Origin of the sequence: Flavobacterium sp. FlaQc-48 (assembly GCF_044007335.1) — a bacterium.
Lineage (GTDB): Bacteria > Bacteroidota > Bacteroidia > Flavobacteriales > Flavobacteriaceae > Flavobacterium.
On the sequence record NZ_JBIPCR010000001.1, the window covers coordinates 635,100 to 649,947 of the forward strand.

The following is a 14,848-nucleotide window of genomic DNA, read 5'->3' on the forward strand; positions in this document are numbered from 1 at the left end:
AATCATGAAAAAGAAACATAAAATTATCTATTGGATTGCTACACTATGGCTTGCATTAGGAATGGTGTCAACTGCAGTGGTTCAGCTCCTTAAAATGACAGAAGAATCAACAATGATGCATCATTTAGGATATCCGCTCTATTTTTTAACGTTATTGGGAATTTGGAAAATATTAGGGGTCATTGCGATTCTTATTCCCAAATTTCCTTTATTGAAGGAATGGGCTTATGCGGGATTCTTCTTTGCCATGTCCGGAGCTGTCTTTTCTCATTTAGCCTCTGGAGATGATGCTATAACCCTTTTTGGTCCCGTACTATTAATAATATTAACGATCCTGTCCTGGTATTACAGGCCTATTGAAAGAAAAATCACAACCGTTTATAATTAGAACCTGATCTTTATTTTTTAATTTAGTAGAGAAAAAAACAGAAAAAAAATGAGTAGCAACAAAAATATATTGACACCCGGACAACAGAAAGAAATACTTACTATTTTAGAAACACGTTTTGAAAAAAATAAAAACCGACATGAGAATTTGGAATGGAATGCTGTTAAAGTAAAACTGGAAGCAAACCCTGAAAAACTATGGTCTATCAATGAAATGGAAAAAACGGAAGGCGAACCAGATGTGGTAGGTTTTGATGTAAAAACCGGAGAATTCATTTTTTTTGATTGTGCCGCAGAAAGCCCAAAAGGAAGGCGAAGTGTTTGTTATGACCGAAAGGCACTGGACTCCAGAAAAGAGCATAAACCTAAAAACAGTGTACTTGACATGGCTACTGAGATGGGAATTGAACTTTTGACAGAAGAGCAATACAAAGAACTTCAGAAATTAGGTAATTTTGATACTAAGACATCCAGCTGGATTGTTACACCTTCTAATATTCGGGAACTTGGTGGTGCTTTATTTTCTGATTTTCGCTACAATACCGTATTTGTATATCATAATGGTGCCGATTCATATTATGCTGCGAGAGGTTTTCGCGGTTCGTTACGGGTTTAATTTTAAAGTATAAAGCATGAATCCAAAAGTTGATTTTTATTTTGATAATTCCCAAAAGTGGCAGAAAGAACAAGAAGAATTGCGGGAAATTGTTTTGGCTTGCCAGTTGACCGAAGAGCTTAAATGGGGCGTTCCGTGCTATACATTTCAAAATAGTAATATTGTTTTAATTCATGAATTCAAAGAATATTGCGCACTTTTGTTTTTTAAAGGCGCTTTACTGAATGATGCGGATGGAATTTTAATACAGCAGTCCAAAAACGTCCAGGCTGCAAGACAGATTCGTTTTACTGATCTCAAAGCAATTTTGGCTCAAAAGACAATTTTGAAAAAGTATATTTACGAGGCGATCGAAATAGAAAAAGCAGGTTTGAAAGTAGTATTGAAAAAAACAACAGAATTTGAAGTTCCGGAAGAATTTCAAAAAAAATTAGAGGAAAATGCTGCGCTCAAAACCGCATTCAATACTTTAACTCAGGGAAGGCAAAGAGCTTATTTGCTTTATTTTTCGTCACCTAAACAATCCAAAACGAGAGAAGCAAGAATTGAAAAAGTTATGGGGCAAATTTTAGAAGGAAAAGGACTGAATGACTGATGCTGTTTTCGAAAAATAAAAAAGGAGCAAAACACCCCATCGTTACTTAAGTAGGTTTTTGCTCATTACTCCCGGTAAATAATTTTATTGACCACAAGCGGGGGTCAAGCCCAAAAAGTATTCACTAAATAATAGTTAACCTTAAAGTGTTTAATACAGAATTTACAAATAAAGTTTTTTGAATTCATTTAATTTTGAGGATACGGTTCTAAAACGTAGTAAAAAAATGAATCGTATTTCAGGAATAATTAGTACTTTAATCGCATGAAGAGCATACTTTCTAAAAGTTTACTTAAACTAACATCATAAATATTCCATGAAAAAAAATATAGTCTTTGTATTAGCTGTCGCAGCGGCTCTGGTTGTTGGAATAGTAATAGGCAAAACTACTTTTTTTGATCATTCGGTTTCCGAAGAAAAAAACAAAACTCCGGTAGATACCGCCATGATAAATGCAGAAATAAAATTTGAAAATAAATATCCTACGTATATGATTGCCGGCGGAAGACCAGATATTAAAGACAGATACAGATATATTGTTGATAATTGGTATAATTTTCGTTTTAGTGTAAATGGAACAACATGTACGGATTTGAACAACCAAATTATAGATATCAACCGGAACAACAGAACTGACAGCATATTAAAAAAACGTATTGGCAAAAACTGGATGGAAAAGTTTGAAAAAAGCGTCGATAGTTTGTATCATATTGATTCACTTGCTATTCATATAGCAGAAAATAGCGAAACTGTAAAAAATGCCATCCGGGAAAAAGCAAAAACAACTAATGCAAAAAGATATATCGATTACAAATGTTATCCCACTACTAATAAGAATTTAAAAATCGTTAGTGTTGAATGGACTGGCCTTATCTACAAGGATTCGGTCATGGTAAGCTTTTTACGGGCGATAGTTGATATTAAAAGTAAAAAGGTCAAAGAAATCGAAAAAATAGAACGGGATGGGATCAATAGCTTTTACTATTAATAACCAGAGTCTTACAATAATATGATCATTGAATGTTATAGTTTGTTAAAACAAATAGAACAACGTCCTCTCATGTGGACTGGCGAAGCAACCCCAACCCTTAAAAGTATCAGGACTTTTGTCGCGGGCTATTATTGGGCGCTTACAGAGAATAAAATTGTTGCAGAAAGTACAAATGAGCCCTTTTTTGACTGGGTCGCGAATAAGCTGGGCTATTTTGAATCAACAGCAGGATGGGCCAATATGATTTTAGCCTACAGTATAGGATTTGATCCCGGAAATATAAACTGGGAGGAAGTTTTTGAATATAATATTAGTGCAGAACAGCATTTAAAATCGATAAAATTATTTTATGAATTAATAGAACAATTCAAAAATGAAACAGAAAACAATTAGTGAAATTTTGGTCAAAGTGATCAAATAGTTAAGTCGTTTTTCAGTTGAATTAATTTACTAAATTTGATAGAATTAGTTTTATAACAGCAACCAAATAATTAAAAAACAACCACTATGGAAGACTCAAAAAATCAACCGGATAATTCAACTCCAAAGGTTACAGGGATAGGCGGTATTTTCTTTTTTTCAGATAATCCCAAAGAAACAAATGAATGGTATGCTAAAAACTTAGGATTTGATACTAATGACTGGGGCTCAACTTTTGAATCCAGGAATATTCATAATCCGGACGAAGTCAATGCACTGCAATGGAGTACTTTTAAAAAAGGAGATGACTATTTTTTACCTTCCAAAAAAGAGTTTATGATTAATTACCGTGTTCAGAATATCGAAGCACTTGTAGCGAAACTCCAAGAAAATGGCGTAACGGTATTAGATGATATTGCAACGTATGACTATGGAAAATTTGTACATATTATGGATGCAGATGGCAATAAAATAGAACTTTGGGAACCTTGATTGACTTGTTTCTTTATGGCAATAAAAAAGGATTCTTTGCTGCCTCAAATAAGTGATTCCGAATATGAAGAAAGAAATTATACTCTTGTTTACAGTGCTGGTAAGCCTCTCCTTTACTAAAATTAATAAAGCAGTGTTTAAAGTTGAAAAAGAATTTACAGACATAGAATATTTCGATTGTCAAAAGAATCAAAAATTAAAATTGGGAAACGAGTATTGGTTAGGATCTACAAGTGCTCCTGATTTTATGAAATCGTACATTACATTTAAAGACCATAACAAAGAAATTAAAATTTACTTTTTTGTTCAGTCTGTTATACCCGCGCAAATCAATAAGAACTTATCAACCTTTCAATCTCCAAAAAGAGGTTTCTCGCTAGCCGATTTAAATTTTATTGCTGAATATCTTGATTTACCAAAACCAAAGTTAGAGCATGACGAACATTACATTCAGGATATTTACCCTTATAAAATGATGTTTAAAGAAGTAGGTAAAAAGAAATACATCATGGTTTTCGCTATAACCGGCGGCAGAAATCCGGAGGGAATTAAGGTATTAAAAGTGTTAGAAATTAGTATTGATAAAGAAAATCAGGAAAAATATTTTAAATAAATCTCTTTTTAATCTCACTTATAAAGTACTTTTTACCAGTAAATTAAAATTCCTGTTATAATAAAAAAAATACAAACAAAAAAGAAAAAACTTTAATGGATACATTGCTTTGGTCAGAGATTTTAAAATTTGATTTAGACAATCCGAAAAATCAATACGGATTTTCGACAAGATTGGCATTTGAAAATAACTGGACGGCCTATTTTACTAAAACAGCCATTCTGGAATATAAAAAATTCATGTATTTGGCAGCCACTTCTTCTGAAATGGTATCTCCGTCTGAAATCGTCGATATTGTCTGGCACCAACACTTAATTTTTACCACTTCTTATTCTGATTTATGTGTTGTTTTAAAGAAAAGAATCGAACATATTCCTTCTACACATAACCGGGCTGAAACTGAAAAATTTCAAAGGGCCAAAGAAATAACAAAACAATTATACGGGCAAAATTTCGGAGATCAGCCAAAAGAAATCTGGGAATATACGAATCAATTTGAGGCTTTACATTTAGATAAAAGCAAAGTTGAAACAGGAAACATTAAAAAGATCTTTATAGTATCTCTTATCGTTTTGATCATTCCTGTTTACTATCTCCTTAAACCTATTTTAATTCAGATTAAAAATCCGGATTTTCTAATATATTATTTTCTGTTATTTACTGTAGTGCTTGTCTTGGCAGCACAATTTGTAAAAACCGCATTTAAAGTATTGTATCGTAAAATAAAATCTAATTTAGTTTTAGCAAATCTAAGTCCTTTGGAACTCGTTTTTCTTAAAAAAAACAAGTTAGAATATGTTGTACAGGGCGTGATAAACAATTTAATTATTAGCAAAAAAATTAAAATATTGAATAACAGATTAGAACTAATTGATGGAACGCTAACCGATAATCAATATGAAAATTGTGTTATTGAAATCATGAAAGATTATGATCCCCTGACCTATCCGCAATTGTATAAAACTGCCGAACTCAAACCAATATTTGCACAAATAGAAAAAGGGGTTAGTAAAATTAGAGAAACGATTACCGCGTCTAAACAGTTTTTATTTGTAGTAAAAATTATCATGCTAATTTTAGCTTTTTTGTTAAGTATCGGTTTTAGCAGGTTCATTTCGGGAATTGTGAGAGATAAACCGGTAACCTACTTATTTTTTGCCCTGATTATTCTTATTGCTGTGAGTAATTATTATCTAAATAAAATGACAGATTATCTCTTTAGTCATACAATACCTTCTTTTTTTAAAGAAGAGAAACAAACCGAAGAAATTAAAAAAGACTGGCAGTGGGATTATTTTTTCTATGGTGAAATAATCCTGGTAAGTTCATTTATACCATTAACAGAATATGCGAAAACAAACTATTTTCAGTCGTCTGGCGGAGGATCCGGATCAAATTGTTCCAGCTCTTCGAGTTCTTGCAGCAGCTCCTGCGGCAGCTCATGTGGTGGTTGTGGCGGCGGCGATTAAAACAAGCAAACCGTACAAGAATTAAGATGCAGGAGTGCTGAAAGGTAATGATATCAAGGTTTATTTGCCCTTTATAGTAAAAAAAGTGCTATATTACAGGAAATAGAAAAGTCGTATTAAGGCTAAATCTATTCGTTATAGTATTAATTAGAATATTTACAATAAAAGATGAAACAATTACTTCAGTGGTCAATTATCATTCCGGCACTATCCTGGATACTTTTTTTTAGCGGACTTATAGACAATAGCAGTATTTTTCAAATTGTTGCAAGCCTGTTGCTTATATTAAGTGTGATGTCGGCTGTGCATCATTCCGAAATAATAGCCGAAAGAGTTGGAGAACCTTACGGAACCATTATTTTGGCAATATCGATAACTGTTATAGAAGTTTCTATTATTGTATCTTTAATGTTATCCGAAGGCCCTGAAGCAGCTTCATTAGCCCGGGATACGGTGTATGCTGCGACAATGCTTATTCTAAATGGTATTATTGGACTTTGTCTTCTAATTGGTGGTTTAAAACATTACGAACAAAATTTTTCAGTCTCTTCTGTAACGATTGGTTTGGTTTCATTGGTTTCGATTATTGTATTTACACTGGTCTTCCCTACTTTCACCGAAAGCGTTAAAGGTTCTTATTATTCAATGCCGCAACTTGTTTTTGCTTCTATTGCCTGTATTGTAATTTATGCTTCTTTTCTGTTTGCACAAACCAGCAGGTACCGACAATATTTCCTTACCGTTGGCGACGACGAAAACGAAGATGCAGTAGAACCAATAGCGATCGATAATAAAACCTTCTACACCAGCCTTGTCTTTTTAATAGTAAGTTTGGGTATTGTGGTGCTCTTGGCCAAGACCCTTTCTCCTACTATCGAAAGCATTATTGTGAGTTATCATTTGCCAAAAACTTTAGTGGGCGTTGTGATTGCTGCCATAATTTTACTTCCCGAAGCCATTGCTGCCATTATCGCAGCAAGAAAAAATAGGCTTCAAACCAGTATCAATTTGGCTTTGGGTTCTGCTCTGGCCAGTATAGGGTTAACGATTCCAAGTGTTGCTGTAGTTTGTATTATTATGGATATGCCTATTATTCTGGGACTTGACATTAAATCTATAGTTTTGCTGGCGTTATCCGTTTTTACTGTGATGTTGTCATTAAGCAAAGGAAAATCTAATATTGTGTACGGGGTTGTACTTTTAGTTAATTTATTTGCGTTTGTATTTCTGATGATATATCCTTAATTTCTGGAAATAAAACTGTATTCGCTTTAAAAACTGGAATTAACCTTTACTAAAGATACTTTTAATAAAATGAGACTAAAAATTTTTCTGATTTTTATTGGATTTATTTATGGCACAATTTGTTTTTGCTCAAAATTGCAATTACGAAAATTATCCTAAACAGTTGAACTGGCTGCTAAGGGAATATGCAAATGAAAATTTTAAGGAAGCCAATAAACTCTTAAAAATTGCATTTGATACTATTGATTTTCCTTTTGGTATCGATTTGCGCATGGCTTTTAAAAGTTGCAGAAAAGACTGGAGATAAGGTCTGGATGGAACAAATTGCTATTCGTTTGCCCAAAGGCGGAATTCCTTTAAAATATTTTAAATCTTTTGAAAACCAGAAATAGTACAAAATGTTTTATCATCAGTTTCCCGAATATCAAAAATTTTTCAACGATAATTTCAGCTTAGAATTTAGAAAAAAGCTTTTAGAAATAGAGCAGTCAGACAGCGAAATAAACAGTCGTTTTCACGAATGGCGAACACGGAAAAAGGATCATCCGATTGATACTTTAGTTTCCGGAAAGGAAAAAGTTTCCGTTGATTTTCAGAAAATGATAGAAAAATTTGGCTTTCCTGCAGAGAAAAAAGTAGGATATTGCTATCATAAAGCAGATATTATTCCTACATTTGTAATCTTAGTGTAGCCATACCAAAGAGGCGAATTGTTATATAAGGGGCAGCTTAATGAATTAGTTTGTACAGGCACTTTAACTTCTTCGCAATACAAACAGCTTCAAAGTATACATGATTTGGAGAAAGTACTGGCATTCGTCAGGAAATGGAAGCAAGAAAGAACAAGTACAGAAAAACAGAATAAAGACTATAAAAAACTTTTTTTGAGATAATCAGATTACGCTTTTTTAATTTAAAAACCACCTGATCAATGGAAAATAATGATGATTTATTGTTAAAAACCATCGGCACTCCAAAGGAATATTCTGATGGCGTATATCTGGTTTATATTGAGCTTTATCAAACCAATAACACTTTAAGCAAAATAATTTCAAAGCATGCCAAAATAACAACCGAATTAGAATTTGGATACATTTGCGAAGTAAACATGCAGGAAATTCCTGAAATAGCGCGTTCTTTAGCCTTAAAAAACCATGCGATTTATCAAATTGTAAGACTGGCAAAAGTGACCACAAACTAAAATATAACAGACCCTACATTTTTCCTAAAACCTTATCAGAACTCATGAAAAAAAGACTCTTACCAATATTTTTATTTTTGACAACTCTTGCATTTGCACAAAAAGCAACGTTCAATATTAAATATTCTGAACAATTGGCTGTTTTTGTTTTTCTACAGGAACTTTCTGAAAATTATCCTGAAAATTCTTTCAAGACTGAATTTCAGCAATCAAAATATAACATTGAGAAATATAAAAGTATCATCTCAAAATTTGAGCAGTTGAAACTTGACTATAGTTATCGATTTGAAGAATTTCCATTTGGTTCAAAGAAGACGATGCAAACAGAAGATATTTTGAAAAAAAATCTAATTGAAACACAAAATTTAAAGGATTTCAAACTTCGTTCTATTGGTTTTATCCCTAATAAAACGCTGAATGATTTGGCAGAATCTATTTCAGAATTCACACCCATTTATAATGAGTTGATTTACAACCCAAACAAGGAAAAATTTGAAAAACAACTAACAGAAATTACAAAATATGCAAACGAACACGATATAGAAAACTATTTTCAAACCGGCTTATTGTTTTACAATTCAAGTTGGGATAATTCTATTCCGTTTAATATCGCTTTTTATCCTTTACCTAATTCTAAAGGGTTTACGGCTCAGGCTTTTTGCAATAATTTCATCAGTGCCGTACAAACCGACTTAAACTCATATCAAGATTTGTTTAGTGTAATGTTACATGAAACCTATCATATCATTTATGACGAGCAATCACTCGTAGTAAAAAAAGAAATTGATTCATATTTCAAAGAGAACAAATCAAAATGCAGTAATTATGCCTATCAGCTTATGAATGAAGCCCTGGCAACGGCACTGGGCAATGGATATGTTTATGGAAAATTAAATGGAAAAACGGACACGGGGGATTGGTATAATAAAAAATACATCAATCTTATGGCAAAGCAAATTTATCCCTTGGTTGTAGGCTATATCGATCAAAAGAAACCAATGGATAAAAGTTTTATTGATCACTATATTAGGCTTTACGAAGTAAATTTTCCAAACTGGATCAATGAGCTCGATAATATTATGACTTACAGATATGTATTGAGTGAAAATGAAAAGGATAACACTACCGTAAGACAATTGTTCCGCTATCGTTCGAGATCAGAATTTGAAGATCAAATTACAGAAAGCAGCATCGAAAAAATGCAACGAACACCCCTGACCAAGATTATCATTGTTTCAAAAAATAATGCCGAAAAACTTAAACTGATAAAAAATAAATTTGCAGAATTAAACAAGTTCAAATTCAACCCGGACAAAGAGTTTGCAGAGAAAATTCTATTAAACGATAAAAGTCAGCTCATTCTGATAAACCAAAAAAAATCGACAATTGAAACCCTTTTCAAATTGATACCATAAGAAATGTTTCAAAATCAATTTAAACTTAAGGCTATAAAGGAAATACTGTTTATTTTATTATTTCAAAATACAATGTTTATGAAATTTTTTAAAACTTCTTTTTCTTTGTTGGCTTTACTCCTTCTGGCAAGTTGTGTAGGAAACATGAATCCTACAGGTGGAAATTCGACACCAAATTATCCTTATTTTATTACGACAAAGCCATTAGTAGTAAAAAAAATAGCAGTTCCAACAGGAACAAAACTAGTGTACGAAGAACAATTTTTTAAAGAAGGAAAGCAGGATAAAATGCTGAACGAGAGGGACCTGACTGATATTGGGCTTCCAAGTGGTCAAACTATAATTTGGGGTGGGGTTCCGGTAACTTCAATTAGCCGGTTTTTCAATTCAGAAATGCGTGGTTTTACTGTTTATGCAGATTTTACTAAACTAAGTGAGGATAAAAAAAACAGATTCTCCCGACTGTGGCAAAGTTGTGATAGCGGTATAGGAATCGCTGTTAAAGATATTGATGACTGGTCTTTTAACACCAAAAATATTTCTGACGTTCAGAGTTGCAGCGTACTCTATCAACGCTATTTTAAGGACAATGCAGAGCAGCAAAATTTTCTGGATGAAATGTATACGGCACTGTTAGAAACAGGTTCGAAATAAATAGTATTGCCCTCTTAATATTTTCTTATATTCGCCAGAATAAAACGCGGTCATTGATAAACAATGCGATTTGATGACTTTATAAACCAATTGGCATAAATCTCAAAACGGCATAATGAGAAAGTTTTTACTTGTATTGACAGGACTGATTTTAGTACTATTTTTAGCCTTAATGAAACTCGATTTTGTCTCTTCGGTTTTCCCCGGATGGAATTCGCATATAAATGATAATCGTTTTTATGCGATTGTCTTTTTGCAAAACCTTATAATTCCGGTATTTCTTTATTTTCGCATTCGAAGAATGGTAAGCATTTACATTTTTTTAGGCTATTTTTTTATTGTCAATATACTTTTTATTGTAAGCAAATCATTAGTTTACGACAATATAACACCAGGTTTGGGTAATCAAAACTTTCAGGCTTATATGGCTTTACAAAGGCTATTAATGTATAGCACATTATCAATTCATTTGATCTTTTATGTATTCTTATATTTAAAATTAAAGAAAAAAACAAATTAGCCTAACGAGCAAGCTGAAACAAAATAGAAGTGAAAAAAGACGAAATTAAAAAGACATATTGGACTATTTGTCCTGAATGTCAGGGACGTGGCAAAAAAAGTCAAAGACTGAGTAAGAAAGTCCGGCTTCAGTATCAGGCAGCATTAGAGCAATTTGAAAACTCAAATGGCGAAGGAACCGCTCCTGTACGTCCCAAATCTCACTTAAATTTATGCTTGAACTGCAGCGGATCTGGTTTAATTCGTTCAGATAGTCCTGTAATAGTCGATAAAGAAAATTACCCGCATATTGCTATTATTGGCGCCGGTATAGGCGGAGTGGCTCTGGCGGTGGCATGTTCGCATCGCGGAATACCTTTTACGCTATACGAGCGCGATATCAACTTCGAAGCCCGGTCTCAGGGCTACGGGCTCACGTTGCAGCAAGCCAGCAAAGCCATTGAAGGATTAGGTATTTTTTCGCTAGAAGATGGGGTAATTTCAACAAGGCATCTGGTTCATACTACTGAGGGAAAAGTAATTGGCGAATGGGGGGGCCGAAAGTGGGTACAGTCAGAATCAAATACGAAAACAGCCCCCAAACGTACCAATATACATATTGCGAGACAATCTTTACGCTTGGCCCTACTCGATCAGCTTGGCGGACACGATAAGGTAAATTGGGGACATCAGTTAGTCGATTTTACAACATCTGAGAATGAAGGTGTTCAGCTAAGTTTTCTTTTAAATGGAGAAATCACGAACGCTAAAGCAGATCTTGTAGTTGGTGCGGACGGCATTCGCAGTTCAGTTCGCAGACTGCTCATTGGCGATGCAATTACGCCTTTACGTTATTTAGATTGTATTGTTATATTGGGAATTTGCCCTTTGAGCGCTCTTGACGGTCTTGATAGTACTTTATTAGACTCGGCAACCGTATTTCAAACCGCCAATGGAAATGAGCGAATATACATAATGCCTTATACATCAGATACTGTAATGTGGCAGCTTAGTTTTCCAATGCCTGAGAGTGAGGCAAAAGCATTAAGCGCCCGGGGAGCAAAAGCACTCAAAGAAGAAGCCTGTCGCAGAACGCAGTGGCACGCCCCTGTTCCGCAAATCTTAGAAGCGACCCGGGAAGCTCAAATTTCCGGATATCCCGTTTATGATCGGGAATTGCTCAGTTCAGAATTATTAGCTAAAAGCAAACAAATAACACTAATTGGAGATGCGGCCCACCCCATGAGTCCATTTAAAGGACAAGGAGCAAATCAGGCCCTGCTTGATGCACTCACGCTGGCCCGTGGCATTGTACGCGGCTGCAGGCCATTATCGCAATGGCAAAAAGCCGGCATTAGAGAAAGTGTACTAACTGAATTTGAATCAGAAATGCTGGAACGGAGTGCTACAAAAGTAAAAGATTCAGCAGATGCTGCCCAGTTCCTGCATTCCGAAATTGTACTTCATCAAGGTGATGAACCACGAGGAAGGTCTTTAAAAAGGAAAAACACATAAGACGGTGCTTAAAAAGTAATTATGATCTTCAATAAGATAAATAAAATTATAAAATACCGTAATTATGAAAAAAAGCAAAGAACCTTTTTAAGAAATTAAGTAGGTTCTTTGCTTTTTTAGTTAAAGAAATTTTATTAAACAAAGTAAAATTTCATGTATTTATTCTATTCTCTTTTTCTTTATTATTTTGTTACCTGCGATATAAAGAGCGATTACTATTAAAAAATGAATTAGGTAAGATTTAGGTTCACCTTTTCCATTTACTACAGAAAAAACACGATTCCATCTTACCTTATTAATACCGCTACCCTCTTTGTCCCAGCTAAACCAGATAAAAACCGGTTTACCAATTACGTGATCAAAAGGGACATACCCCCAAAATCTGGCGTCTAATGAGTTCTGGCGATTGTCCCCCATCATCCAGTAATAGTCTTGTTGAAAGGTATAAGAAGTACTTGTTTTTCCATTTATTACAATCACATCACCATGAACTTTTAAGTTATTGTGTTCATATTCTTCTATAATTCGTTTATAGAAAGGAAGTGTTTTTAGGTCTAGTTTTATAGTTGCCCCTTTTTTAGGGATATAAATGGGGCCAAAATTGTCTACATTCCATCCCAAAGAAGGAATATGAGGAAATACACCTTCATCTTTTCCTTTTGGGGCTAAATACTTTTTAACTCCTTTTACCACCGGATTATTAGCGATTGCTGCAGCTTCCTGATCTGTTAGTGTCAAATAATACTGTCCGGTATTGGTAAGTGCAAAAGTTCCATTTTCATACTTCATACCCTCCCTTGCCCCATATCTATGTACAAGAACATCCTGACTAATAGCCTGACCTTGTGTGTCTATAATAAAATTATATTGGGTTTCTGCGCTTTTTGGTAATTCAGGTATTTTGCCATTAATATAAACATTTCCCTCTCGAATTTCTAAAGAATCGCCCGGAATTCCAACGCATCGTTTTACTAAATTTGTTTTTTTATCAATGGGCTTGTAATAATTTCGATCAGGATGAAAGTTATCCATATCACGCAAAGTATCTGCAGGTTGATTAAAAACTACGATTTCATTACGTTCAATCTTTTCTATTGATGGAAATCTAAAATAAGGCAATTGAAACTTGTTCAACAAAGATGTTTCTTTTTTTGTAGCCTCGTCATTGAATAGATATGATTTGGTACCTGAAAAAGGAATTGAGTCATGTACCATAGGCAATGCAACTGCAGTCATAGGAGTTCTTGCCCCATAATTAAGTTTACTTACAAATAAAAAATCACCAATTAGTAATGTCTTTTCCATTGATGAAGAGGGAATCGTAAAGGGCTGCACAATATAAGTGTGTACCAAGGTAGCAACAATAATTGCAAACAAAAGAGAACTGACAGTATCTCCCGTTTTAGTTTTGGGCTGCAAATCCCTATTTGCGATATAGGTTAGCTTTTGATTAGCGTAGTTTAAAAAAGTAATATAAAATCCTAATGTTACCAAAACTAATGCAGTATCGAGTCTTGAATTTTTCCCAAAACTTCTAATAATTTCTACCCAGACTACAGGAATTATCAAAAGATTAATAATAGGAATAAAAAGCAGGATAGCCCACCAGCGCGGACGATTTATGATTTTCATTAAAATTATTAAATTATAAATAGGAATAAATGCTTCTATGGGGTTTCTCCCCGCTTTTAAATAAAGTTTCCACGTAGATAATCCATGAATAATCTGCATGATTAAAATAAAAACGAGCCATTCTGCTAAATTCATGTTTTTTAGTTGTTTAAGTTGTTTTTTAAATCTACTGCTATTCTATAGGTAGTTTTTTACTTAGTTTGTTACATAATTTTTAGATAATATATACTACACCCCTTCTTTCTTTTAAACCTGTTTTGAAAAAAATCAATTAATTGTAGCGCATATATTTCTTATATTCGCTTTCAGTTAAAACTTTTCAAGGAAATACAATTGGTTATTTATACGCTGGTTATAGCCTGTAATGCATCAGGAAATGAAGAAATGGCAGATGCAGTTATTTTCAAATGAAGCATTAATGAATCGCTGCTATCAAGAAGGTTTTAGAAATCAGACAAGCATAAAAACAATCAACATAAATGGAAATATTAATAATAACCGGACCGCCTTATTCAGGAAAAGGAACACAATGTAATGTATTAAAAGAACTGCTCAATTTTGAACATATTTCTACAGGAGATAAATGCAGGGAAGAAAAACAAAATGAAACCGAAATAGGAAAGATAATGTCTCAATACGAGGAAAAAGGAGATTTAGTTCCTGACTCCATTATGAAAGACCTTTTTAGTAAAGTACTCGATGAAAATAAGGAAAAAGCAGGAATAATTTTAGATGGTTACCCAAGAACGAAAGCTCAGGTTGACGATTTAATTGAACTTGTTGCTTCAAAAAACCTGAAAATTGGAAAAGTTTTAAATATTGATGTTCCAAAATCTGAATTATTGATCAGAGCCCAAAAACGGGCAGAAACTTCTAATCGAAAAGACGACAAAGATCCTGAAATTCATATCAAGCGCATTAATGTTTTTGAAGAATCAACCAGGCCGGCAATTGAATATATGAAATCAAAAATCAAAGTATTGACTTTTGATGGCCTCGGAACGATTGACGAAATTACAGAAAGAATAAAAGCCAGTTTGCTATAGGCGTTATTTTTAACACACAAAACTAAAAGATGAAAGAATGTTGTAATCAAATATTCTTT

At 33.7% G+C, this 14,848-nt stretch carries 18 protein-coding genes; 17 read left to right on the forward strand and 1 reads right to left on the reverse strand.

Annotated features, from left to right (window positions below; all coding sequences use genetic code 11):
* Positions 1-4 precede the first annotated feature (4 nt).
* The 16 genes from ACHRWY_RS02700 (at position 5) to ACHRWY_RS02775 (ending at position 12,111) form a co-directional block, all read left to right on the forward strand.
* Positions 5-388 (forward strand): DoxX family protein, encoded by a 384-nt coding sequence (locus ACHRWY_RS02700; RefSeq protein WP_395352255.1) that lies wholly within the window; start codon positions 5-7, stop codon positions 386-388.
* 48 nt (positions 389-436) lie between these two features.
* A complete protein-coding gene (locus tag ACHRWY_RS02705) occupies positions 437-1,003 on the forward strand; it encodes a DUF4256 domain-containing protein (protein ID WP_395352256.1) in 567 nt (188 codons plus the stop codon).
* Positions 1,004-1,019: 16 nt separating this feature from the next.
* Positions 1,020-1,598 carry a YdeI family protein gene (locus tag ACHRWY_RS02710; RefSeq protein WP_395352258.1) on the forward strand — a complete coding sequence of 193 codons (579 nt, stop codon included), beginning with the start codon at positions 1,020-1,022 and terminating at the stop codon, positions 1,596-1,598.
* Positions 1,599-1,914: 316 nt separating this feature from the next.
* Positions 1,915-2,586, forward strand: coding sequence for a hypothetical protein (locus ACHRWY_RS02715; RefSeq protein WP_395352260.1), 672 nt, complete (start codon positions 1,915-1,917; stop codon positions 2,584-2,586).
* Positions 2,587-2,628: 42 nt separating this feature from the next.
* Entirely contained in the window at positions 2,629-2,982 is a 354-nt protein-coding gene (locus ACHRWY_RS02720) for a hypothetical protein (RefSeq protein WP_395352262.1), read from the forward strand.
* A gap of 114 nt (positions 2,983-3,096) precedes the next feature.
* On the forward strand, positions 3,097-3,501 hold the full coding sequence (locus tag ACHRWY_RS02725) for a VOC family protein (RefSeq protein ID WP_395352263.1): 405 nt from the start codon (positions 3,097-3,099) through the stop codon (positions 3,499-3,501).
* 64 nt (positions 3,502-3,565) lie between these two features.
* The gene (locus ACHRWY_RS02730) at positions 3,566-4,114 is read left to right on the forward strand and encodes a hypothetical protein (RefSeq protein ID WP_395352265.1); all 549 of its coding nucleotides are present in this window, start codon (positions 3,566-3,568) and stop codon (positions 4,112-4,114) included.
* Positions 4,115-4,209: 95 nt separating this feature from the next.
* The gene (locus ACHRWY_RS02735) at positions 4,210-5,583 is read left to right on the forward strand and encodes a hypothetical protein (protein ID WP_395352266.1); all 1,374 of its coding nucleotides are present in this window, start codon (positions 4,210-4,212) and stop codon (positions 5,581-5,583) included.
* 168 nt (positions 5,584-5,751) lie between these two features.
* Positions 5,752-6,828, forward strand: coding sequence for a calcium:proton antiporter (locus tag ACHRWY_RS02740; RefSeq protein ID WP_395352268.1), 1,077 nt, complete (start codon positions 5,752-5,754; stop codon positions 6,826-6,828).
* A 109-nt stretch (positions 6,829-6,937) separates the two neighbouring features.
* Positions 6,938-7,135: a hypothetical protein gene (locus ACHRWY_RS02745; protein WP_395352269.1), complete on the forward strand. Its 198-nt coding sequence runs from the start codon at positions 6,938-6,940 to the stop codon at positions 7,133-7,135.
* Between the two features lie 91 nt (positions 7,136-7,226).
* On the forward strand, positions 7,227-7,520 hold the full coding sequence (locus tag ACHRWY_RS02750; protein ID WP_395352271.1) for a hypothetical protein: 294 nt from the start codon (positions 7,227-7,229) through the stop codon (positions 7,518-7,520).
* A 239-nt stretch (positions 7,521-7,759) separates the two neighbouring features.
* The gene (locus ACHRWY_RS02755) at positions 7,760-8,029 is read left to right on the forward strand and encodes a hypothetical protein (RefSeq protein WP_395352272.1); all 270 of its coding nucleotides are present in this window, start codon (positions 7,760-7,762) and stop codon (positions 8,027-8,029) included.
* Between the two features lie 44 nt (positions 8,030-8,073).
* Positions 8,074-9,444: a hypothetical protein gene (locus ACHRWY_RS02760; protein WP_395352274.1), complete on the forward strand. Its 1,371-nt coding sequence runs from the start codon at positions 8,074-8,076 to the stop codon at positions 9,442-9,444.
* Between the two features lie 78 nt (positions 9,445-9,522).
* Positions 9,523-10,098 carry a hypothetical protein gene (locus tag ACHRWY_RS02765; protein ID WP_395352276.1) on the forward strand — a complete coding sequence of 192 codons (576 nt, stop codon included), beginning with the start codon at positions 9,523-9,525 and terminating at the stop codon, positions 10,096-10,098.
* A 115-nt stretch (positions 10,099-10,213) separates the two neighbouring features.
* The gene (locus tag ACHRWY_RS02770; protein WP_395352278.1) at positions 10,214-10,618 is read left to right on the forward strand and encodes a hypothetical protein; all 405 of its coding nucleotides are present in this window, start codon (positions 10,214-10,216) and stop codon (positions 10,616-10,618) included.
* A 29-nt stretch (positions 10,619-10,647) separates the two neighbouring features.
* Complete coding sequence (locus ACHRWY_RS02775; RefSeq protein ID WP_395352280.1) at positions 10,648-12,111, forward strand: FAD-dependent oxidoreductase; 1,464 nt, start codon at positions 10,648-10,650, stop codon at positions 12,109-12,111.
* A gap of 159 nt (positions 12,112-12,270) precedes the next feature.
* Here ACHRWY_RS02775 and lepB read toward each other — a convergent pair whose 3' ends face one another.
* Positions 12,271-13,878: a signal peptidase I gene (lepB, locus tag ACHRWY_RS02780; protein ID WP_395352282.1), complete on the reverse strand. Its 1,608-nt coding sequence runs from the start codon at positions 13,876-13,878 to the stop codon at positions 12,271-12,273.
* 344 nt (positions 13,879-14,222) lie between these two features.
* On the opposite strand from lepB, the gene ACHRWY_RS02785 reads away from it, so the two are divergent.
* Complete coding sequence (locus ACHRWY_RS02785) at positions 14,223-14,789, forward strand: adenylate kinase family protein (protein ID WP_395352284.1); 567 nt, start codon at positions 14,223-14,225, stop codon at positions 14,787-14,789.
* The last annotated feature ends 59 nt before the right edge of the window (positions 14,790-14,848 follow it).

Excerpts from the sequence above, each read along its gene's own strand:
- ACHRWY_RS02700 (WP_395352255.1), top strand. The coding sequence starts at position 5 with ATGAAAAAGAAACATAAAATTATCTATTGGATTGCTACACTATGGCTT.
- ACHRWY_RS02705 (WP_395352256.1), top strand. The coding sequence starts at position 437 with ATGAGTAGCAACAAAAATATATTGACACCCGGACAACAGAAAGAAATA.
- ACHRWY_RS02710 (WP_395352258.1), top strand. The coding sequence starts at position 1,020 with ATGAATCCAAAAGTTGATTTTTATTTTGATAATTCCCAAAAGTGGCAG.
- ACHRWY_RS02715 (WP_395352260.1), top strand. The coding sequence starts at position 1,915 with ATGAAAAAAAATATAGTCTTTGTATTAGCTGTCGCAGCGGCTCTGGTT.
- ACHRWY_RS02725 (WP_395352263.1), top strand. The coding sequence starts at position 3,097 with ATGGAAGACTCAAAAAATCAACCGGATAATTCAACTCCAAAGGTTACA.
- ACHRWY_RS02730 (WP_395352265.1), top strand. The coding sequence starts at position 3,566 with ATGAAGAAAGAAATTATACTCTTGTTTACAGTGCTGGTAAGCCTCTCC.
- ACHRWY_RS02735 (WP_395352266.1), top strand. The coding sequence starts at position 4,210 with ATGGATACATTGCTTTGGTCAGAGATTTTAAAATTTGATTTAGACAAT.
- ACHRWY_RS02740 (WP_395352268.1), top strand. The coding sequence starts at position 5,752 with ATGAAACAATTACTTCAGTGGTCAATTATCATTCCGGCACTATCCTGG.
- ACHRWY_RS02745 (WP_395352269.1), top strand. The coding sequence starts at position 6,938 with ATGGCACAATTTGTTTTTGCTCAAAATTGCAATTACGAAAATTATCCT.
- ACHRWY_RS02750 (WP_395352271.1), top strand. The coding sequence starts at position 7,227 with ATGTTTTATCATCAGTTTCCCGAATATCAAAAATTTTTCAACGATAAT.
- ACHRWY_RS02755 (WP_395352272.1), top strand. The coding sequence starts at position 7,760 with ATGGAAAATAATGATGATTTATTGTTAAAAACCATCGGCACTCCAAAG.
- ACHRWY_RS02760 (WP_395352274.1), top strand. The coding sequence starts at position 8,074 with ATGAAAAAAAGACTCTTACCAATATTTTTATTTTTGACAACTCTTGCA.
- ACHRWY_RS02765 (WP_395352276.1), top strand. The coding sequence starts at position 9,523 with ATGAAATTTTTTAAAACTTCTTTTTCTTTGTTGGCTTTACTCCTTCTG.
- ACHRWY_RS02770 (WP_395352278.1), top strand. The coding sequence starts at position 10,214 with ATGAGAAAGTTTTTACTTGTATTGACAGGACTGATTTTAGTACTATTT.
- lepB (WP_395352282.1), bottom strand. The coding sequence starts at position 13,878 with ATGAATTTAGCAGAATGGCTCGTTTTTATTTTAATCATGCAGATTATT.
- ACHRWY_RS02785 (WP_395352284.1), top strand. The coding sequence starts at position 14,223 with ATGGAAATATTAATAATAACCGGACCGCCTTATTCAGGAAAAGGAACA.